18 protein-coding genes are annotated in these 20185 nt (G+C 70.7%); 10 read left to right on the forward strand and 8 right to left on the reverse strand.

Annotation, left to right across the window (positions count from 1 at the left end; all coding sequences use genetic code 11):
• Positions 1 to 25 precede the first annotated feature (25 nt).
• From caldi_RS01725 to caldi_RS01735, 3 genes are all read left to right on the forward strand, one after another.
• The gene (locus tag caldi_RS01725; protein ID WP_264843373.1) at positions 26 to 1501 is read left to right on the forward strand and encodes a methyl-accepting chemotaxis protein; all 1476 of its coding nucleotides are present in this window, start codon (positions 26 to 28) and stop codon (positions 1499 to 1501) included.
• A 67-nt stretch (positions 1502 to 1568) separates the two neighbouring features.
• Entirely contained in the window at positions 1569 to 1790 is a 222-nt protein-coding gene (gene tatA, locus caldi_RS01730; protein ID WP_264843375.1) for a twin-arginine translocase TatA/TatE family subunit, read from the forward strand.
• A 17-nt stretch (positions 1791 to 1807) separates the two neighbouring features.
• Positions 1808 to 2638: a YitT family protein gene (locus tag caldi_RS01735; RefSeq protein WP_264843376.1), complete on the forward strand. Its 831-nt coding sequence runs from the start codon at positions 1808 to 1810 to the stop codon at positions 2636 to 2638.
• A 65-nt stretch (positions 2639 to 2703) separates the two neighbouring features.
• Here the strand turns inward: caldi_RS01735 and caldi_RS01740 are convergent, their stop codons facing one another.
• From caldi_RS01740 to caldi_RS01760, 5 genes are read right to left on the reverse strand one after another with little or no spacing between them, the layout of a single operon-like run.
• Positions 2704 to 2871 carry a hypothetical protein gene (locus caldi_RS01740; RefSeq protein ID WP_264843377.1) on the reverse strand — a complete coding sequence of 56 codons (168 nt, stop codon included), beginning with the start codon at positions 2869 to 2871 and terminating at the stop codon, positions 2704 to 2706.
• A 14-nt stretch (positions 2872 to 2885) separates the two neighbouring features.
• On the reverse strand, positions 2886 to 4253 hold the full coding sequence (locus tag caldi_RS01745) for a Ger(x)C family spore germination protein (protein ID WP_264843378.1): 1368 nt from the start codon (positions 4251 to 4253) through the stop codon (positions 2886 to 2888).
• A complete protein-coding gene (locus caldi_RS01750) occupies positions 4231 to 5340 on the reverse strand; it encodes a GerAB/ArcD/ProY family transporter (protein WP_264843379.1) in 1110 nt (369 codons plus the stop codon). Before caldi_RS01750 ends, caldi_RS01745 begins: the two co-directional genes overlap by 23 nt.
• Complete coding sequence (locus caldi_RS01755; RefSeq protein ID WP_264843380.1) at positions 5340 to 7274, reverse strand: spore germination protein; 1935 nt, start codon at positions 7272 to 7274, stop codon at positions 5340 to 5342. The genes caldi_RS01750 and caldi_RS01755 overlap by 1 nt, the downstream gene beginning before the upstream one ends.
• A gap of 60 nt (positions 7275 to 7334) precedes the next feature.
• Positions 7335 to 8144 (reverse strand): MBL fold metallo-hydrolase, encoded by an 810-nt coding sequence (locus tag caldi_RS01760; RefSeq protein WP_264843382.1) that lies wholly within the window; start codon positions 8142 to 8144, stop codon positions 7335 to 7337.
• Positions 8145 to 8315: 171 nt separating this feature from the next.
• Here caldi_RS01760 and caldi_RS01765 point away from each other — a divergent pair, with 171 nt between their 5' ends.
• The 7 genes from caldi_RS01765 to lepB all read left to right on the forward strand — a co-directional run bounded on the left by caldi_RS01765 (position 8316) and on the right by lepB (position 16248).
• Positions 8316 to 9404 (forward strand): PHP domain-containing protein, encoded by a 1089-nt coding sequence (locus caldi_RS01765; protein ID WP_264843384.1) that lies wholly within the window; start codon positions 8316 to 8318, stop codon positions 9402 to 9404.
• A 20-nt stretch (positions 9405 to 9424) separates the two neighbouring features.
• Entirely contained in the window at positions 9425 to 10711 is a 1287-nt protein-coding gene (locus caldi_RS01770) for a family 4 glycosyl hydrolase (protein ID WP_264843385.1), read from the forward strand.
• 35 nt (positions 10712 to 10746) lie between these two features.
• The gene (locus tag caldi_RS01775; RefSeq protein WP_264843386.1) at positions 10747 to 11568 is read left to right on the forward strand and encodes a carbohydrate deacetylase; all 822 of its coding nucleotides are present in this window, start codon (positions 10747 to 10749) and stop codon (positions 11566 to 11568) included.
• A gap of 81 nt (positions 11569 to 11649) precedes the next feature.
• Complete coding sequence (locus caldi_RS01780) at positions 11650 to 12765, forward strand: DNA adenine methylase (protein WP_264843387.1); 1116 nt, start codon at positions 11650 to 11652, stop codon at positions 12763 to 12765.
• A 3-nt stretch (positions 12766 to 12768) separates the two neighbouring features.
• Positions 12769 to 13644: a DpnII family type II restriction endonuclease gene (locus caldi_RS01785; RefSeq protein WP_264843388.1), complete on the forward strand. Its 876-nt coding sequence runs from the start codon at positions 12769 to 12771 to the stop codon at positions 13642 to 13644.
• Positions 13645 to 13711: 67 nt separating this feature from the next.
• Positions 13712 to 15634: a glucose PTS transporter subunit IIA gene (locus tag caldi_RS01790; protein ID WP_264843389.1), complete on the forward strand. Its 1923-nt coding sequence runs from the start codon at positions 13712 to 13714 to the stop codon at positions 15632 to 15634.
• On the forward strand, positions 15631 to 16248 hold the full coding sequence (gene lepB / locus caldi_RS01795) for a signal peptidase I (RefSeq protein WP_264843390.1): 618 nt from the start codon (positions 15631 to 15633) through the stop codon (positions 16246 to 16248). The genes caldi_RS01790 and lepB overlap by 4 nt, the downstream gene beginning before the upstream one ends.
• On the opposite strand, the gene caldi_RS01800 is transcribed toward lepB, so the two are convergent.
• The 3 genes from caldi_RS01800 to caldi_RS01810 form a co-directional block, all read right to left on the reverse strand.
• Positions 16139 to 16801, reverse strand: coding sequence for a DedA family protein (locus caldi_RS01800; protein WP_264843391.1), 663 nt, complete (start codon positions 16799 to 16801; stop codon positions 16139 to 16141). The genes lepB and caldi_RS01800 overlap by 110 nt on opposite strands.
• A gap of 271 nt (positions 16802 to 17072) precedes the next feature.
• On the reverse strand, positions 17073 to 18332 hold the full coding sequence (locus caldi_RS01805; protein WP_264843392.1) for a transposase: 1260 nt from the start codon (positions 18330 to 18332) through the stop codon (positions 17073 to 17075).
• A 351-nt stretch (positions 18333 to 18683) separates the two neighbouring features.
• Positions 18684 to 19943 (reverse strand): transposase, encoded by a 1260-nt coding sequence (locus tag caldi_RS01810; RefSeq protein ID WP_264843392.1) that lies wholly within the window; start codon positions 19941 to 19943, stop codon positions 18684 to 18686.
• Between the last annotated feature and the right edge of the window lie 242 nt (positions 19944 to 20185).

Genomic DNA, 20185 nt, shown 5'->3' on the forward strand with positions numbered 1-20185 from the left:
TCCACAGGGCAGGGGGCAGGACGGATTGGCGCGCTGGCTCGACTACCGGCAGTGGAGCGTCCGTTTCAAGTTCACCGCCACGCTCGTCATGGGTTCCCTTTCCACCGCCGTCCTCGTGGCCGGAACCCTTTTGTGGCTGCAGTGGCACGGCGGCATCGTCGATCCGGCGGTGTTCCGGCGCAACATCCTGTACGCGGCCCTGGCGGCGTCCATCCCGTTCGTGGTGAGCATCTTCGTCGGGATCGGTATCTCGATCCTGGTGGCGACGCCGCTACGCGCCATCCGCCAGGCGATGAGCCGGGTGGCGCAGGGCGACCTCCGGGTGGACGAGGTGCGGACCCCCTTCCGGGACGACATGGGCCTCATCGCCGAGGCGTTCGGCCAGATGGTGGCGGACCTGCGGCGGGTCGTGGGCGAGATGACCCAGAGTGCCCGTGAGGTGGCAGCCGCCAGCCGGGTCGGGCAGGAGAGCTCGCAGGCCATCGCCCAGGTGGCGGCGGAGCTGCGCGCCGAGTCCGACCACCTCGCCGAGGCGGCGGGCAAGCAGCGCGACCAGGCCCGGCAGGCGGTCCAGGTGATCGACGAGCTGCGGCGGGCCGTGCGGGACGTGGCGACCGGCGCCCAGAACCAGGCGGCGCAGGCCTCCAGCGGCCTGGAGGCGATCCGGCAGATGGCCTCGGCCATCGACCAGGTGGCGGCCAGCGCCGGGCAGGTGGCCGCCGCCGCCCAGAACGCCCACGCGGCCTCGACGAAGGGGAGCCGGCAGATCGCCCAGGCGGTCGACGGGATGCTGCGGGTGCGCGACCAGGTGACGGGCGCCTCGGACCGTATCCACGCGCTCGAGGCCAGCCTCGCGCACGTCGACGAGATCCTCCGCCTCATCACGGACGTGGCGGAGCAGACGAACCTGCTCGCCCTGAACGCCGCCATCGAGGCGGCGCGGGCGGGGGAGCACGGCCGGGGCTTCGCCGTGGTGGCGGACGAGGTGCGGCGCCTGAGCGAGCGATCCCGGGAGGCGGCGGAGCAGATCGGGGAGCAGCTGAGGCAGCTCCAGGCCAGCGCCCGGGAAGTGGTCGAGGCCATGAGCGTCACCAGCCGGGAGGCGGAGGCAGGGGCGCAGCTCGGCGCCGGGGTGCGGGACGCCCTGCAGTCGATCATCGTGGCCGTGGAGGAGACCGACCGTGCGGCGCAGAACATCTCGGCCGCGGCGCAGCAGCTCGCCGCCTCCAGCCAGGATGTCGTGCGCGCGACCGAGGAGCTGGCGGCGATCGCGGAGGAGAACTCGGCCGCCAGCGAGGAGATGCTGGCTTCGGCGGAAGAGGTCGGCGGGCTGGTCGGACAGATGGCGGAGGTGGCCGAGTGGGGCGCCGGGGCAGCGGGGCGCCTGTCGGAAGCCAGTCACCGGCTGATGGTCTCCACCGCCGAGGCAGCGGTGTCCGCCGGTCAGCTCAAGGACCTGAGCGAGCGATTGACCGCCCGGGTGAGCCGCTTCACCACCTGAGTCACCACCCGCAGGAGGAAAAGGACCGCCGGCGGGGGAAGTTAACGGGAGAAGGGAGGCGTCGGGCGTGTTCCGCAACCTGGGGCCGATGGAGATCGGGCTCATCCTGCTGATCCTCCTGCTGCTCTTCGGGGGGTCCAAGCTCCCGGAGCTTGCCCGCGGTCTGGGCAAGGGGATCCGGGAGTTCAAGCAATCCATGCGGGACGAGGGGCCGGCGGAGGAGAAGCCACCGGCCGGCGGCGCTCCGGAGAAGACCGCGGCGGAGGGTTCCGCGCGCAAGGAAGGCTAGCCGGGGGTGCTGCGCGTTTGTGGCTGGTCCTCCTGGTGGCCGGCAGCCTCCTCATGGGACTGTCGGTCAACCTTTTTCTGCTCCCGCTGCGGCTCGCCGAGGGCGGCGTGGTCGGGGTCGGGATCGTGCTCGAGCACACCCTCGGCGTGCCGGTGCCGGTGAGCTTCTTCCTGCTCAACCTGCCCCTGGCCGTGGTCGCGTGGCGCCATCGCGGCTGGGACTTCGTCGCGCGCTCGGTCCTGGGGATCGTGGCGTTCACCCTGTCCCTGGCCCTGACGCGGGGCGTGCACCCGATCACCTCCGAGCCCCTCCTGGGAATCGTCTACGGGGGGCTCACCATGGGGGTCGGCCTCGGCCTGGTGCTGCGCGCCGGCGCCACCACCGGCGGCACGGACCTGCTCGCCTCGCTGTTCCACCACCACCTGGGCCTGACAGTGGGCAACGTGATCCTGGCGGTGGACGCGCTGGTGCTGCTCCTGGCGGGCGTCACCTTCGGGTTCGAGCAGGCCCTCTACTCGGGCCTGACGCTGGCCATCTCCAGCCGGATGGTCGACTACGTCCAGGAGGGTTTCTACGGCGCCAAGGGGGTCGCGGTCATCACCACCCGGCCGCAGGAGATCACCCGGGCCATCATGGAGGGGCTGGAGCGCGGGGTGACCCTCCTGGAGGGGACGGGAGGGTGGACCGGGGAGCGACGGACCATCGTCTACTCGGTGGTGCAGCGGAGCGAACTGAGTGCCCTGAAGCGCATGGTCTACGGACTGGACCCCGGGGCGTTCGTGGTGGTCGGAGACGTGCGCGAGGTGCTGGGGGAGGGGTTCCGCCCCTGGGACACGGCACGACCGTAAGGCGGCGCAGCACGCGCGTGGGCCCCCCGGTCCCTGGTCAGGGCACGGGGGGCCTTTGACTTCTGCTACCGCGTGATGAGGAGATAGAGCGGGAGCCCCAAGCTGGCGGCCGCCAGGACCAGGAGGCCGGCCGCGCCGCGGAGGAGCCGCTGCCGGAGCGCCCAGCGCGCGTAGTTCACGGAGTAGGCGGCAGCCGCCAGCGCGATCAAGAGGGCTCCGAGCTTGTAGAGCACCGCAGTCCCCCCTCTCAACGTGCCGGCGCGATTCGGGGAGGATCGAGGCGCGTACCCGGGCGGCGGATCTGCACGGGGATGCGCACCTCGACCTCCGCCTCCGGGAAGCGGCGGCTCCAGTCGTACTCCCGCCATTCCGGGTAGGTGGGAAAGAGGCGCGCCACCTTGAGGCCGAACCCGAACGGATCGGCCCGCCACTCGGTCTGCGCCTTGCGGATCAGTTCCCGAGCCGTCGCCTCGAGAAGGGCCGACGTTGCCCCCGCCAGACGGGCGATGCGGGTCTCGTCCCGCGCGTAGTCAACACGGCTCTGGACTCCGAGCAGCGTCGCCTCCTGCGGTGCGACCACCGTGAGGCGCGGGTGCTGCCCGCCCAGTGCCGCGCGGACGACGGGGAGCCGTCCGGGCCGGATCTCGAGTCCGACTTCCTGGCCCGGGGCCAGCGGGTCCGGAACCGACAGCACGGCGCGCCGCAGGTCCCCGCGCAGGAGGTTGATGACCCGCATCTCCTGGCCGGTGGCAACCCCGACCATGCGCGCGTCCCGGAGGATGGCCGCTCCCACCATCTCCGCGTTGGGTCCGCCGCGCCGGGGGAGGTTGCCGGCCACCCATTGCTCCGGCCGCTCCGGGCCGGCGGTGTCACCCCCCCCACCGGTGCCGTCCCCGGCCTCGCCGCCCGGCCGGGCGCCCTCCTCCGTCGAGCCCTCCTGCTGGTGCTGCCCCGGCTGAGGGCGCAGCGCGATCAGGTACGCGATCCCGTCCATGCCCGGGTTCTCCGTGGCGGCCAGAAGGTCGTTGAAGCGGGCCGAATGCGGGATCAGGCCCGTCTCCCGGTCCTGCAGCGGCAGGAACTCGAGGAAGCGGTGGGGGTCCCGCTCGACCTGCGGGTGCAGGCGGCTGAGCAACTCCACTGCCGGGCCCTGGCTGATGACCACGGCCATGGTGGCCCGGATCGGGCGGCTGCGGTCCAGGAAGTCGAGAAACGGGGCCAGGCCGTCGTGCTCTGCGAGGTCCCGCCCCACGACCAGGACCTTGGCGTGCTCCAGGGACAGCGTGCGGGCAAGGTACGAGTTGAGGAGGTTTGCCGCCTCCGGGATCGTCGCGGCGGTGACGGTGGAGACCGTGACGACGTCCTCCTCGCCGCCGCTCCCACCGCCGTCGCCATTCCCGCCGCCGCCGGCCATCTTGCTCGGGATGGCGATCATCGCCGAGACCTGAACGCCGTGTGGTGCCCGGTCCAGACCGAGGGCCAGCACGAAGGCGAGTTCCTCCAGCTCGCGCCGGTCCCAGCACCCCGTCAGGAGCGGGGTCAGCACCAGCGCAATACCCGCGAGCCACACCCGGCGGGTGCGGGGCTGCCGGCTAGTCGTCGCCGGTCGGGGCATGTGCGGGCACCCCCTTGCGGCGCAGGAGCCGGAGTCCGTAGGCGAGGATGGGCACCCCGAACACCGGCCCGACCGCCCAGGTGCGCACGGCCAGGTCCGCCCGCAGGGCGGTGATGGTGTCCGGCGGCAGCAGGCTGATCGAGAAGGCCACCACCGCCAGCGGGAACAGGAGGGGGCGGTAGTACGGAAGGGCCAGCGTCACGGAGGCGAGCGAGGCGGTCGCGTGCAGGGAGATCGCCATGTACACGAGCGCGCCCACGATCCAGAACAGGACGAACAGGCCCTCGGCGCGCTGGAAGAACCGCCCGAGGTACACGAGGCGGGCGAGACGGTAGAAGAGGAAGGGGTGCCGGGCGGCATCCTCGGGTCCCAGCACCGCCGTACCCAGCGCGACCGTCCCCGCCAGGGCGATCGCCGACGTGGCCAGGGCCCACATGGCTGCTGCCCGCAGATGGCCCGGGCTGCGCGCCGCGTACGCGTAGACCCCGGTCAGCCCCAGGTCCGCCCACAGGCCGATGTCGCGCAGGCTGGCGGCCACCAGTCCCGACAGGCCCGGCCCGGCCAGCGGGAAGAGCCAGTCCGTGTGGGCTTCCGGCAGCACGGCGGCGGCGACCGCCAGGACGGAGAGGGTCAGCGCCGGCCAGACGATGACGTTGGCCCGCGCCACGGGCTCCAGCCCCAGGTAGGCGCCGTAGACGGCCATCGCCAGGACGGTGGCGCCGATGGCCGTCGGGGGGGTGCGCGGCAGGATGGCCACGGCGAAGGTCTCCATGACCAGCCGCACGCCGAGGGCGGTCTTGAGGACGAGCCACAGCGTCAGGGCGACGTTGGCCACGAGGCCCGGCACAAGGCCGAACGTCTCCTGCAAGGCCTCGGGCAGCCCCCGCCCCGGGAAGTCCTGCATCAGCGACACGATCGGCAGGGTGAGGATCCCGGCCCACACGGCGGACAGCAGGGCGACCGCCCACCCGGCCGTGATCCCCTGCTGGGCGACGAGTGCCGGGTGCGGTAGCACCACGACCCCGGCCAGAACCGTGAACCCGAGCAGGGCCAGCTCCCGGAACCCGAGGTGGCCTTCCTGGTACACTAGCGCGTGCCTCCCTTGCCGTGGGTGCCGGAACCGGGCGGCCGGGTCCGGCGCTCGGGGCGTGCCGCCGGCCCCGCCGCCCCGCTGTGCCAGCGGCGGGAGATCTCCGGCTGCCGCCAGGGGTCCAGGGGCCGCACGTGCCGGGGGCGCTGTTCCATGTAGAAGAGGGGCTCGCGGCGCAGCGTGTCCTCGGCCCCGGCCCGGAACGGGGCGACCGGCGAGAGGTACGGCACCCCGAACGAGCGCAGCGCCGCGAGGTGGAGCACGACCCCGAAGATCCCCAGGGCGATGCCGTAGAGCCCCAGCGTCATCCCGAGGAAGATGAACACGAACCGCAGCACCCGGATGCCCCAGGCCGTCGAGTAGTTGGGGATGGCGAAGGAGGCCAGGCCCGAGATCGCCGTGATGATGATCACCACCGGGCTGGCGATCCGGGCGGCGACGAGGGCCTGTCCGAGGATGAGGGCGCCGACGATGCCGATGGTCGGCCCGATCACGCTGGGGATCCGGATCCCCGCCTCGCGAACCAGCTCGAAGAAGAACTCCATGAACAGCAGCTCGAGCGCGGCGGGGAAGGGGACCCGCTCCCGGGCCGCGGCGATGGCCAGGAGAAGCTCGGTGGGGAACATCTCCTGGTGAAAGTTCACGGTGGCGATGTAGATCCCGCCGGTCAGGACCGCCAGGAGCAGGGCGATGATCCGGAGGCTGCGCAAGAGCGACCCGTACGGCCAGCGGATGTAGTAGTCCTCGGCGGTCTGCATGAGCGACCACCAGGTGACGGGTACGACCAGGGCGAAGGGCGAGTTGTCCGCCAGGATGACCGCGTGGCCTTCCGCCAGGTAGGCCGCCGCCCGGTCCGGCCGCTCGGTGGAGAGGGTCTGGGGGAACAGGGCGAACGGGCGGTCCTCGACGAACTGCTCGAGGATCCCTTCGGTCCCCACGTAGTCCAGGTCCAGGCTGGCGATGCGCCGCTTGATCTCCCCCGGGAGCTTCGGGTTCACCACGCCCGAGATGTACATCACGGCTACGAAGGTCCGGCTGATCCTGCCGACCGGGATCATCTCGGTGACCAGGCGCGGGTCCTTGATCCGCCGCCGGATGAGGGCGATGTTCATCCGGATGGACTCGTTGAACGCGTCCAGCGGACCCCGGATCACCATCTCCTGCTTCGGGGTGGTGACGCTTCGCACCGGGAACCCCTTGGTCTCGACCACGACGGCCCGGGGCACCCCGTCGAGCAGGATGACGGTGTCGCCGCTCAGGATGCCGTCGATGACGCCCTCGATCGTGGGCTTCTCCTCGACCTGGTTGCCGGGCAGGAGGCGGAACAGCACGCGCTCGAGGAGCGGTCGCCAGGGCTCGGGCCCGTCAGGGCGCGTGCCGGTGCGCCCGTCCTGGCGCCCGGCGGGCGGCGTGCCGGCCTGGCCCGGGGCCCCGCCCTGCGGGCCGGGTCCGGGGTCGCCGGCCGGCTGCGGCGGGCGCAGGTCGTGGTCCATGTGGGCCAGGAGCATGAGCGGCTCCAGCACCGCCATGTGGATCCGGGCGCTGTCCACCAGGCCGTCGATGTAGAGGACGGCCGCCCGGACCGGCGGGTGGAGGCCGAGGAGGATCTCGCGGAACTTGACGTCGATGTTGTCCGGCGCCCGGAAGAAGGCGCGCAGGCAGGCCAGGTTCTCGTCGAGGGACGCGGCGAGGTCCCCAACGTCCGCGCCGGGGGCCGGGCCCCCGCCTTGCCCGGCCTGCTGCAGGGCGTCGAGGAACCGGTCGATGCGCCGCACGGCCGCGCGCGCCGACTCGCCGGTCTCCCGCAGCCGCCTCCGGACTTCCGCGAGTTCCTCCGGCGGCCGCTGGCCCCGGTCCCCGAGGGTGAACTCCCGGGGCGCCGCGGTGGCGCCCGGGTCGAGCAGGGCGCTCACCCGCTGCCAGACGCCCATCCGCATCCCCCCGCCGGGATAACCTACCCCGGCGGGGGGTCCGCTATCCGCCGGAGGACTTCAGGGGACGTCGACCCAGGCGTTGGGCTCCGGGGTGAGCACGCGGGTGCCGGGGCGCGCCGCCTCGGCCGCCCGGCGGCAGGCTTCGAGGTCGAAGGGCTCGAGCCAGCCGTCGACGTCCCAGTGCACCGGCACCAGCGTCCGCGGGCGGAGGCGCTCCAGGAGGGCGGGGACGTCCGCCAGGGTCAGGACCGGGGCCTCGGGGACCTTCGTGCGGGGGTTGGGCATCCGGGTGCCGATGTTCACCACGGCCAGGCGGCACCCGCCCACGTCCGGGATGCCCTCCAGGCGAGTGTCTCCACTCACGAAGGCCTTCCCGTCGGGGCCGGTGATGAGGATCTCCAGCATGGCGCCGCCGCTCGGCATGGCGCCGTAGTGGTGGGCGAGCTTCTTGGCCGCCTCGTCGCCCTCCGGGCCGGTGAACCAGTGTGCGCCGCGCCAGGCCCGCACCTCCAGGCCCCCGTCGAGGGCGAGGGACCGGCCGGGTTCGAGCGGCAGACACCGCTCCGCCGGCACACCGCAGACGTCCTGCAGCACCCGGGTGGCCTCGGGGGTGGCGATGTAGCGGGGCGCGGCGGCGGGGTCGATCCACTTGATGGCCTCGGGGTCGAAGTGGTCGAAGTGCCCGTGGGTGATCACGACGTAGTCGGGCCGGAAGTCGCGCAGGTACTGCGTGGGCGTGGGCGCGCGCCGGTTGGGGATGTACCAGTCGCCGTACGCGCCAGGGCGCGAGAAGTACGGGTCGACCGTGAAGCGCCTTCCTCCCACCTCGAGGCTGCTGCAGCCGGCGCCGTGCCAGGCGAACCGCATCGGGCGTCCTCTCCTATGGATCCGGGTGTGGGACCGGTCACCGAGAGCGGTGTTCGGCGGGATGGCGGCCGAGTCCTCCCCGTACCCTGGTACCGGGGCCCCGGCAAGGCCGCGGAACAGGAAAAGCCATCCGGCGGAGCGAATGGGCTTGCGAGGGAGGTGCCGCGGGCCTTGGCGGAACCCGGACTGCCGGAAGCGCCGCCGCGGATGTACGACGCGACCGGTGCCATCCACTGCCACTCCACGTACTCGGACGGGTCCGGGACGGTGGAGGAGATCGTGTCGGCCGCGCAGCGGGCCGGTCTCGAGTACCTGGTGATGACCGACCACGACACGCTCGCCCCCCTGCGGGAGAAGGGGGAGGGCTGGCACGGCCGCACCCTCGTGCTCTACGGCGTGGAGATCAGCCCCCGGCACAACCACTACCTCGCCTACGGGATCGAGGAGGTGCCCAGCTTCCACCTCCCGCCCGCGGAGTTCATCCGGGCGGTGCGGGAACTCGGTGGGGTGGGCTTCCTGGCGCACCCGTGGGACTACGGCAGCCCCGTCCTCGGCCTGGGCGAGTACAGCTGGCAGGACTGGGAAGTCGACGGGTTCACCGGCATCGAGATCTGGAACTACTTCTCCGGCTGGGTGGGCAGCATCACGAGTGTGTGGGACCTGGTGAGGGGGCTCCTGAACTGGCGGGCGGTCAGCATGGACCCCGACCCGCGCACGCTCGCGCGCTGGGACCAGCTGGCCCTGCGCCGTCCGGTGGTCGGGATCGGCGGGGTCGACGCGCATGGCATCCGCCGGCGGATCCTGGGCGTGCCCGTGACGTTCCACCCGTACGAGCGGGCCTTCCGCACGGTCCGCACTCACCTTCTCCTGCCCCGGCCGTGGGCGGGCGACGTGGCGGAGGATCGCCGGCAGGTGCTCGGCGCCCTCCGGCACGGGCGGGCGTACGTGGCCAACTGGGAGCAGGGCGACCCCCGGGGCTTCCGGTTCCTGGCGTGGGCCGGCGGGCGGTGGCTCGGCATGGGCGACCGGTTTCCGCACCCGGGGCCGGCCGGCAGCGTGCACTTCTCGGTGGAGACGCCCCGGGACGTCCCCGGGGTGCGCATCGCCCTCTTCTGGAACGGCCGGCCCATGGTCGAGACGGACGGGCCGGTGCTCCAGGGCCGCGACGCCGGGCCGGGGGTGTATCGTGTCGAGGTCTACCGGCGCGGCCGGGGCTGGATCTACTCCAACCCCATCTGCCTCGAGGCCCCCATGCCCTAGCCGGCCGGGGGGGTGCACGCGTGACGAAGCTGGCGATCATCGGCGGGGGCAGCGCCTACACGCCCGACATCCTCGAGTCCTTGCTGGCCGAACCCCACCTCTTCCAGGGGTGGGAGTGGGTGCTTCACGACGTGGACCGGGCAGCGGTCGCGACCATCGCCCGCCTGGGCCAGGGGCTGGCGCGCGCCGCCGGGTGCGAGGTGCGGGTGCGCCCCACGCTGGACCTGGCCGAGGCGCTGGCGGGTGCCCGCTTCGTCCTCGCCCAGCCCCGCCCCGGCGGCTTGCGGCACCGCGCCCTGGACGAGCGCATTCCCCTCCGGCACGGGGTCATCGGCCAGGAGACCGTGGGGCCGGGGGGACTGAGCTTCGCCTGGCGGTCGATCCCGGTCATGGTCGAGGTGGCCCGGCAGATGGCCCGGCTGGCGCCGGGTGCGTGGCTCATCTCGTACACGAACCCGGCCGGGATGGTCTGCGAGGCGCTCCTCCGGGTCCAGCCGGGGGTCCGCTTCCTCTGCCTGTGCGACATGCCGAGCGGGCTGCAGCACGAGATCGCGCGGGTGCTGCGCGCGGATCCGGGCCGGGTGGCCCTGGAGTACCGTGGCCTGAACCACGCCGGGTGGTCGGCCCGCGTGCTCCTGGACGGAGAGGACGTGACCCCGCGCCTCCTCCGCCTGGCCCGCCGGCTGCCGGTGGAGTGGCTCTGGCCGGGCGAGGTGGCGGGCACCGTGCGGCTGTTCAAGGAGCACGGGCACCTTCCGGACCCCTACCTGCGCTACTATTACTACACCGACGCGATCCTGCGGCGGCTGCGGCGCGCCCGGCGCACCCGGGCCGAGGTCCTGCTGGAGCGCCTGCCCCGACTCTACGCGCACTTCCGGGCCCAGGCCGCCGCGCCCCGGCCCCGCCTGCGCCTGCACCGCGGCCACGCCACCCACGGCGATCTGGCGGCGGGGATCATCCGGGCGATCGCCGCCGGGCGGAGAGAGCGCTACGTGATTCAGCAGCAGAACGCCGGCCACGTCGGCGGGCTTGTCCCGGGGCACGCGGCGCAGTTTCCGGCGGAGGTCGGCCCCGACGGGTGGCGGCCCCTGCCGGTGCCGGCCCTGGACGGGCCGGAGGGCGAGCTCATCCGGCGCATCCAGGCCGCCGAGCTGCGGAACGTCGACGCCGCCCTGACCGGCGACCGGCAGGCGGCCGTCGAGGCCATGGCCCTGAACCCGCTGGTGCCCTCGCGGGCGGTGGCGGAGCGGCTCGTCGAGGAGCTCCTGGCCGCCCACCGGGAGTACCTGCCGCAGTTCGGCGGGTGAGCGCGCCGGCCGGAGAGGGGGCGAGGGACCTGCGCGTGCTGATCGTGAACGCCGACGACTACGGGCTCTCGCCCGCCGTGAGCCGCGGGATCCTGGCCGCGTGGCGGGAGGGGATCGTGACCTCGACCACCTTCCTGGTCAACCTGCCCGCCAGCGCCGAATCCGCTCGCCTGCTGGCCGGGGCACCCGGCCTGGGGGTCGGCCTGCACCTGAACCTGACGACCGGCCGGCCGGTCCTGCCGCCCCGGTCCGTGCCCTCCCTGGTAGGGCCGGACGGGACGTTCGTGAAGAGCCTGTGGCGCCTCCGCTACCGGGTGCGGGCGGAGGAGGTGCGGAGGGAGTGGGAGGCCCAGGTGGACCGCTTCATCGAGCTCGTGGGCCGGCTGCCGACCCACCTGGACAGCCACCACCACGTGCACGCCCTGCCGGGGCTGGCGGCCGTCTTCGCCGACCTCGCCCGCCGCCGCGGCATCCGGGCCGCCCGGGTGGTCCGCCCGGCCGACCTGCCCCCCGTCCGGTCCCTCGCCGGCTGGGCGACCGGGCTGCTGTACCGCCGCTACCTGGCGGGCTCCGCCCGAGTCCTCGCCCGGTCGGGGCTGGCGCTGCCGGACCGGGTGCTCCTCGCCGACTTCGACCGGCGCCGCCTGGTCGAGTGGATCCGCGGGCTTCCGGAAGGCGTCACCGAGCTCGTGTGCCACCCCGGCTACGTCGACGGCGAGCTCCGCCGCCTGTCGGGCCGGGTGGAGCCCCGGCCGGCGGAGATGGCGGACCTCGTCTCGGCGGAGGTGCGTGAGGCCGTCCGCGCCGCGGGCGTCCGCCTGGCGCACTACGGGGAGCTCACCTCGGCGGAGAGGTAGCTCGCCTGCGGGGGCTCGTTCGTTCCTTGTACTGGAAGGAATCTCCCCCAGGCGGAGCGAAACTCTGTTCGACAGACTCGCTTGGACCGTGGGGAGGCGGGTAGCATTCTCTACCAGACCACCCTTGACGTCGGTTTGCAGCCGGGCTGTGACCCGTGCGGAGTCGAGCAGGCAGTCCGGATCGCCCGGCGATTTCCCCGCCTTCGCTACATGGGGAGCAAGTACAAGCTGATTCCCCATCTGGCGGAGGTGTTCGGGTCGCTACAGTTCAAGACCGTTCTCGATGCGTTCTCCGGCAGCGGTGTCGTGGCCTATCTTCTCAAGGCCATGGGAAAGACAGTCCACGCGAACGATTTCCTCCGCTTCTCCGCGGAGGTGGCCCGGGCGACGGTCGAGAACCCCGGGCGAACCCTCACGGAGGCAGACGTCCGCGCACTCCTGGAGCCGAACCCTGCACGTAGCCACTTCATCGAAGATACCTTTGATGGCCTTTACTTTTCGAGGCAGGACAATCAGTTCTTGGACAACGTCTGGTCCAATCTCGGTCGCCTCGACGACCCCTACAAGCGCTCTCTTGCGATCGCCTCCCTGGTGCTGGCGGCTGCCAAGAAGCAGCCTCGCGGCGTGTTCACCGTGGTGGGCAGGCGATACGACGACGGGCGGCTCGACCTCCGGCTTTCGATGCAGGAGCAGTTTCTTCGGGCCGTTAAGATGTACAACCGCACGGTCATGCCTGGAGCACCCGGTAACCGCGTGACTTGTTCGGATGTCTTTGACCTGCCAGATGATCGATATGATCTTGTGTATCTCGATCCTCCGTATGTCCCACCCAGGGACGACAACTGCTACATAAAGCGCTATCACTTCCTTGAGGGTCTTGCTTGTTATTGGAAAGATGTAAAGATCCTGTATAATACACGAACAAAGAAGATCGAGAAGAAGTGGACGCTGTTTTCCTATAAGCACACAATTGTAGACGCTCTCGATCGGTTGTTTGCCAAGTTTTCGCGAAGCATCATCGTGCTTTCGTATTCATCGAACAGCATTCCGCCCCGTGAGGTCATCATGGACCTGCTCAGGCGCTACAAGAAGACTGTGCACGTCGTCGCGGTACCCCACCGATACTCGTTCGGTACCCACCAACACGTGGGTGTAGGCCGAAACGAAGTGTCCGAGTACATCTTTGTGGGGATGTAGTCGGTGAGATTCCCAAGTGTTTCCGTTGAGGAGCTCCTACAGCAATTTCAGGAGGCTCCATCGGAGTGGCTGGACGACGCAGGGCGTGAAACCCTCCGCGCGATCGGCCGGTTTCTGGACGAGGCGAAGACGGGGGTCGACGCGGAAAAGCTTGACGCCCTGCTGGCCAGCTCGCCGAGAACCCTCGATGTGATCCGACTTTTTCTCGGTCTTTCGCAGGATGAGATGGCCAACCACCTCCGGGCGGCCGGTGGGGGCGCGCTCAGCGGAACGTATGCATCCATCCGAGACCGGCTGAAGCATGATCACGTCCGGGCTACGGTTGTATCTGCCCTTGTTCGACTAGGGGCAGTCCACACGATCGGTGCCCATCTGAGGAAACGATGGACGATCCGCGACGTTTTGCTGGAACGCTACCAGTTTGGTCGCGGACGAGCGGTGAAGGGACAGTTGCGGGGCCGATCGCTGGAAAATGAGGTGGAACAGCGGCTCCGGCGGCTCGGGGTCCCATACGTGGCGCGGGTCACCTTCATCGGTCGGGACGGTAAGCAGGCGAAAGCGGACTTTGCGATTCCTGGCGCACAGCGCCCCAAGACTGTCATTGAGAGTAAGGTATATGAGGCCACGGGTTCCAAACAGACAGACGTTCTCGGAGACATCCTGAAGATTGTGGAGGCCCGCGACTATCTGACCTACTTCTTTGTCGTGACAGACGGCCTGGGGTGGCACAACCGGGTGAGCGATCTGCGGCATCTGGTGGAGTTCCAGCAGCGAGGCATGGTGAGCATGATCTTTACCCGAGCAACGCTCGGGAAACTTGAAGAAGCAGTCCGCTACATTTACCAACACGAATACGGGCGCCAGAGCGAAGAAGAGTAGCCGGGGAACTCACCTGCCAGGTTCGGAGCGAACCTGGCTTTGCGTGGTCCTGGCTGGGAGGGAGAGCATGTCGCGTGCAGTTTTCGACAAGCTGAGCGCGACGCTCGTCGTGCCGATCGTGGTCCTCCCGGTTGCCGCGCTGCTGCAGGCGTTCGGGTTCATCCTGGGCCTCGAGCCCCTCACGGCCGGCGGACGGGCGATCCTGGTGCACTTCCTGCCGGCCCTGTTCGCCCTCGCCGTGGCCGTGGGCTTCGCCGGCGCCGATGCGATGGCTGCCTTCGCCGCCCTGACGGCCTACGCGGTGATGTGGGGGGTGGGGAGCGCGGTGGCGCGCGACCCCGCCCTGAACCCCGGGGCGATCGGCGGCCTGGCGGCCGGCGCCGTGGGGGTGTGGCTCTTCCGGCGCTTCCATCGCGTGGAACTGCCCGAGTTCCTGGCCCTCTTTTCCGGCAAGCGCCTGGTCCCCACCCTGGCAGCCCTCGCCGCGCTGCCGCTGGGACTCCTCCTCGGGTACGGGTGGCCGTGGGTGCTGGGTGGCCTCCGCACGCTCGCCGGGTGGGTCTTCTCGGCCGGGCCCGCCGGGGCCTTCGTCTACGGGGCCATGGATCGGATCCTTGTGCCCACGGGCCTGCACCACATCGTCAACAACCTGGTGGAGTACCAGCTCGGTGCTTACACCGACCCGGCGACCGGCCGGGTCGTCACCGGGGAGATCCAGCGCTTCTATGCCGGGGACCCTTCCGCGGGGCTCCTCATGAGCGGCTTCTACGTCTTCAACAACTTCGCCATCCCGGCGATCGCCCTGGCCATCGCCCACGCGGCACCCCCGTCCCGGCGGCGCCGGGTGAGCGGCCTCATGTGGACGGGCCTCCTCACCTCGGTGATGACCGGGATCACCGAGCCCGTGGAGTTCGCCTTCGTCTTCGGCGCGCCCGTGCTCTGGGGCGTGCACGTCGTCCTCACCGGCCTGGCCTCGTACATCACGTACGCGCTCGGCATCCGGGACTGGGGCTATGCCCTGCCCATGTACGTGATCAACTGGCCTTACGCCTCGCGGGCCGCCCTGATCCCCGTGGTCGGGGTCCCGTTCTTCGTGCTGTACTACGCCCTGTTCCGCTACTACATCGCCCGCTTCCGGCCGCCGGTCCTGGGGCAGGAGGCGGACCCCGGCCCGGGACCGGCCGGCGCCGTGCCGGCGGAGCCCGGCGCCTCGGACGTGGCGCACCTCGCGCAGGCCGTCCTCGCCGGGCTCGGCGGGCCCGGAAACCTCCGGAGCCTCGACGCGTGCATGAGCCGGCTGCGCGTGGACGTGGCCGACCCAGCCCAGGTCGACGAGGCCGCCCTGCGGCGCGCCGGCGCGCGGGGCGTCATGCGGGCCGGGACGGCCGTGCAGGTCGTCCTGGGGCCCCGGGCCGGCGCCGTGCGGGCGGCGATCGAGGCCGCGTCGAAGCCGCCCGCGGCGGACGGTCACCCCCCGGCGGAAGTGGGCGAACCCGCGCCGGAGGCGCGCCCGGGCGATGACGGGCCGGTCGAGGTCGTCCTCCTCTCCCCTCTCACGGGGCGCTGCCTGCCCCTCGGCGACGTCCCGGACCCAGCCTTTGCCAACCGCCTCGTGGGGGACGGGGTGGCGGTGGCGCCCGAGGCCGGCCTCCTCCTGGCCCCGGCCCCCGGCGTGGTCGCCCACGTGTTCCCCGGCGGGCACGCCGTGGGGATCGTCACCCCGGAGGGGCTGGAGGTGCTGCTCCACGTGGGCGTCGACACGGTGAAGCTCGGCGGCCGGCACTTCCGGGTGCGGGTCCGGGAGGGAGACCGGGTGCGGGCCGGTCAGGTGCTGGTCGAGTTCGACCGGGAGGCCGTGGAGGGGGAGGGCTACTCCACGGTCTCGCCGGTGGTCATCACGAACATGGACGCCGTGGCCGAGGTCACCCCGCTCTGCTGGGGGCCGGTCCGGGCCGGGGTTACGCCGGTCCTGCGGGTGAGGCGGCGGTGAGGCGCTTCCGGTTCTGGCTGCACGCGGCCGGGCTGGCCGCGGCGCTCTACCTCCTGACCGTCCGCTTCGTGATCCAGCCCTACGCCGTGCGGGGCGGCTCCATGGAGCCGACCCTGCACGCGGGCGAGCACGTCCTGGTGGAGAAGATCGCCTACCGCTTCCGGGCGCCCCGTCCCGGCGAGATCGTCGTCCTCCGCGACCCCACGGAACCCGGCCGGGATCTGGTCAAGCGGGTGGTGGCGGCAGGCGGACAGGTCCTGGAGAAACGGGCGGGCCACTACCTGGTCGACGGCGAGGTGGTGGCGGGTCCCTGCCCGGGGGACCCGTTCCCGCCGCGGCTGCCCCCCCGGGTGCTGGGCCCGGACCAGGTGTGGGTCCTCGGCGACAACTGGTGCGACAGCCGCGACAGCCGGGCCTTCGGGCCTGTGAGCGTCGACCTGGTCAGGGGGCGGGTCGTCTTCGCGCTGTGGCCGCCCCGGCGTCCTGCCGCGTACGCGAGCGGCGTCAGCGAGATGTGGTATCGCGCGGAAGGTCCCCGGCGGCAGGAGGCAGTTCCACGGCAGGCCGCTGCCTTCCCCGGCGCCGGCGCACCGCCGCGAGCGCCAGGAGGATGAAGGCAGCGGCCACCACGACGGCGTCAAGATAATGGAAGTACGCCCGCAGTGCCTCCCAGTTCTCGCCGAGCTTCACCCCGGTCCACACCAGGGCGGCGGTCCAGGGAAGGACCCCGAGGGCGGAGTACAGGGTGAAGCGCCCCAGCGGCATGCGGGCGATGCCGGCCGGGAGCGAGATGAAGGTGCGGACCCCCGGCAGGAGCCGGCTGAAGAAGGCCGTGACTTCGCCCCACCGGGCGAACCACCGCTCGGCCACGGCCAGCTCGTGTTCACGGAGAAAGACGTAGCGGCCGTAACGCTCGAGGAAGGGACGCCCGCCGTACCGGCCGGCCACGTACGCGGCCCACGACCCGACCAGCTGTCCGAGGGTGGCCCAGGTGACGGCTTCCCAGAAGCCCATGCGGCCGCGCGCGACCAGAAAGCCGGCGAACGGGAGGACCACCTCGCTCGGCAGGGGGAAGCAGGCGCTTTCCAGCGCCATGGCCAGGAAGATGCCGCCCGGCCCGGCACGGTCGAGGAAACCGACGAGGGCCTGAATGAGCGCGTCGATCATGGCGAGGCACCTTCTCTCTTGGCATCCGCGGGGGCAGACCGCTACCCCTCATCCTGCCCTTGGCCGGCGTGGCCGTCAACCCCGGCCGGGTGCCAGGAGTTACGCAACTCCGGTTTCTGAGAGGCCGAAAAGGTGGGTTGGAGCAGGTCTGCGTGGGGACCGGGGAAGAGAGTGAAAAGGAGAACGTACAGAGCGAGGGCTCTGTTGCTGCCAGTAGATGGATGTTGCACTTCGTTCCTGCGTCTCCCCACCCGTTCGTGCGCGGATGCCGTCAGCCGGCGGCCAGGTAAGGCAGTTGCTCAGCAGGCGCGACCCGTAGGGCGGCATACAGTTCCTGGGCGAGCCAGCGAAGCGGCTTGTTGCCCTGCCTGCCTGCACGAAGCCGGCGGTAGACGAAGGTGAGGAAGAGGTTGAAGGCCACCGCCAGGAGCAGCCAGGTGTTGAAGAGTGCCCCGGGACTCTGGTGGGCGAAGGCATGGTTCCAGTGGAACTCGTGCTTGAGCTGATGAAAGCCGGTGTTTTCCAGGTTCCAGCGGTGATGAGCCGCTTCCCACAGAGCCCGGGTAGGGAGCTGCCCCGGGGAGAGGTTGGTGACGTAGAAGGCCCGGGGGCGGAGCCTGCCGGGGGAGGGCATGCGTCGACGGCGGGTGGCGGGTTCGGGGAGTTCCTCCTCGTCCACGATCAAGACCCGGAGGGTACCAGGGTAGGAATCCCACGAAGTGAACCCGTCCTCATCCCAGGCATGGACGCGGAGGCGGTGGTGGCCCCAGGCGGCCTCCCACCGGTCGGCTTGGGAGCGGGCGGCCAGGGCCTGGGCGTCGCGGAGCAGGTGGCGGCGCTCGTGGTCTTTGACCCGGACGATGAAGCCGCGGCCAAACCGGTGGATCTGGGCCAGGAAGGGTCCGTTGGCGAAGCCGGCGTCGAGGAGGAAGACATGGAGCCAGGGAAAGGTGTTGGCAAGCCGTTCGAGCAGGCGACTGGCCGCGGCCACTTCGGACTCGCCCGGAAGGACGGGTTCCAGGTCGAGGAGGATGCGGGGGTGGGTGCCGACGGTAGAGGCGACGACGACGCGGTGGTAGTACTCGACCTGGCCGTCGGCTCGGGTGCGGGTGGCACAGTGGGTACAGTGGCGGTGGTCCGAGCGGATGGGTTCGGTGCCGTCGATGGCGACCATGACGAAGGGGCCGATGGAGCCGGGGGACCAGAGTTTGTTGCGGCGCATGCGGCGAATGAGCGGGACGAGAAGTTGGGCGCGAAGGCAGTCGCGGTCGAGCTGAGCGGCGATCCGGGCGAGGGAGTCGGCGCTGATGTGGCGGCGGGTGAGGCGGTGGAGGGAACGACGGTCGAGGAGGCGGCCGAGTTCCTCGCGGCTGTGAACGCGGGCGGCGAAACCGAGGATCCAGGCCAAAAGGGCGGAGTCGGTGGGGATCTGAACCCGGGTGGGATGGCGGCGGGCGTGAACGCGGCGGAGGTGCTGGGGGAGCAGGAACGTGTTGGAGACGTAGCGAAGGAACTGCTTGAGCAGTTTCATTCTCGACCTCCCCGGCCACCCGTTTGGGAGAGGATGGGTGGGCCGGGATTCTTCTTCGCGCCTTACCAACAAATTCCTTCCGGACCGCGAATTTTGCCGCTCAAGGGAAAGGCCGCGAATTGTCACTGCGGTGCGGCACAGCAGGAGGAGTTGCGTAGCTCCTGGCCGGGTGCCAGGAGTTACGCAACTCCGGTTTCTGAGAGGCCGAAAAGGTGGGTTGGAGCAGGTCTGCGTGGGGACCGGGGAAGAGAGTGAAAAGGAGAACGTACAGAGCGAGGGCTCTGTTGCTGCCAGTAGATGGATGTTGCACTTCGTTCCTGCGTCTCCCCACCCGTTCGTGCGCGGATGCCGTCAGCCGGCGGCCAGGTAAGGCAGTTGCTCAGCAGGCGCGACCCGTAGGGCGGCATACAGTTCCTGGGCGAGCCAGCGAAGCGGCTTGTTGCCCTGCCTGCCTGCACGAAGCCGGCGGTAGACGAAGGTGAGGAAGAGGTTGAAGGCCACCGCCAGGAGCAGCCAGGTGTTGAAGAGTGCCCCGGGACTCTGGTGGGCGAAGGCATGGTTCCAGTGGAACTCGTGCTTGAGCTGATGAAAGCCGGTGTTTTCCAGGTTCCAGCGGTGATGAGCCGCTTCCCACAGAGCCCGGGTAGGGAGCTGCCCCGGGGAGAGGTTGGTGACGTAGAAGGCCCGGGGGCGGAGCCTGCCGGGGGAGGGCATGCGTCGACGGCGGGTGGCGGGTTCGGGGAGTTCCTCCTCGTCCACGATCAAGACCCGGAGGGTACCAGGGTAGGAATCCCACGAAGTGAACCCGTCCTCATCCCAGGCATGGACGCGGAGGCGGTGGTGGCCCCAGGCGGCCTCCCACCGGTCGGCTTGGGAGCGGGCGGCCAGGGCCTGGGCGTCGCGGAGCAGGTGGCGGCGCTCGTGGTCTTTGACCCGGACGATGAAGCCGCGGCCAAACCGGTGGATCTGGGCCAGGAAGGGTCCGTTGGCGAAGCCGGCGTCGAGGAGGAAGACATGGAGCCAGGGAAAGGTGTTGGCAAGCCGTTCGAGCAGGCGACTGGCCGCGGCCACTTCGGACTCGCCCGGAAGGACGGGTTCCAGGTCGAGGAGGATGCGGGGGTGGGTGCCGACGGTAGAGGCGACGACGACGCGGTGGTAGTACTCGACCTGGCCGTCGGCTCGGGTGCGGGTGGCACAGTGGGTACAGTGGCGGTGGTCCGAGCGGATGGGTTCGGTGCCGTCGATGGCGACCATGACGAAGGGGCCGATGGAGCCGGGGGACCAGAGTTTGTTGCGGCGCATGCGGCGAATGAGCGGGACGAGAAGTTGGGCGCGAAGGCAGTCGCGGTCGAGCTGAGCGGCGATCCGGGCGAGGGAGTCGGCGCTGATGTGGCGGCGGGTGAGGCGGTGGAGGGAACGACGGTCGAGGAGGCGGCCGAGTTCCTCGCGGCTGTGAACGCGGGCGGCGAAACCGAGGATCCAGGCCAAAAGGGCGGAGTCGGTGGGGATCTGAACCCGGGTGGGATGGCGGCGGGCGTGAACGCGGCGGAGGTGCTGGGGGAGCAGGAACGTGTTGGAGACGTAGCGAAGGAACTGCTTGAGCAGTTTCATTCTCGACCTCCCCGGCCACCCGTTTGGGAGAGGATGGGTGGGCCGGGATTCTTCTTCGCGCCTTACCAACAAATTCCTTCCGGACCGCGAATTTTGCCGCTCAAGGGAAAGGCCGCGAATTGTCACTGCGGTGCGGCACAGCAGGAGGAGTTGCGTAGCTCCTGGCCGGGTGCCAGGAGTTACGCAACTCCGGTTTCTGAGAGGCCGAAAAGGTGGGTTGGAGCAGGTCTGCGTGGGGACCG

The sequence above is a fragment of the Caldinitratiruptor microaerophilus genome, from assembly GCF_025999835.1.
In the GTDB taxonomy this organism is placed as follows: domain Bacteria; phylum Bacillota; class Sulfobacillia; order Symbiobacteriales; family ZC4RG38; genus Caldinitratiruptor; species Caldinitratiruptor microaerophilus.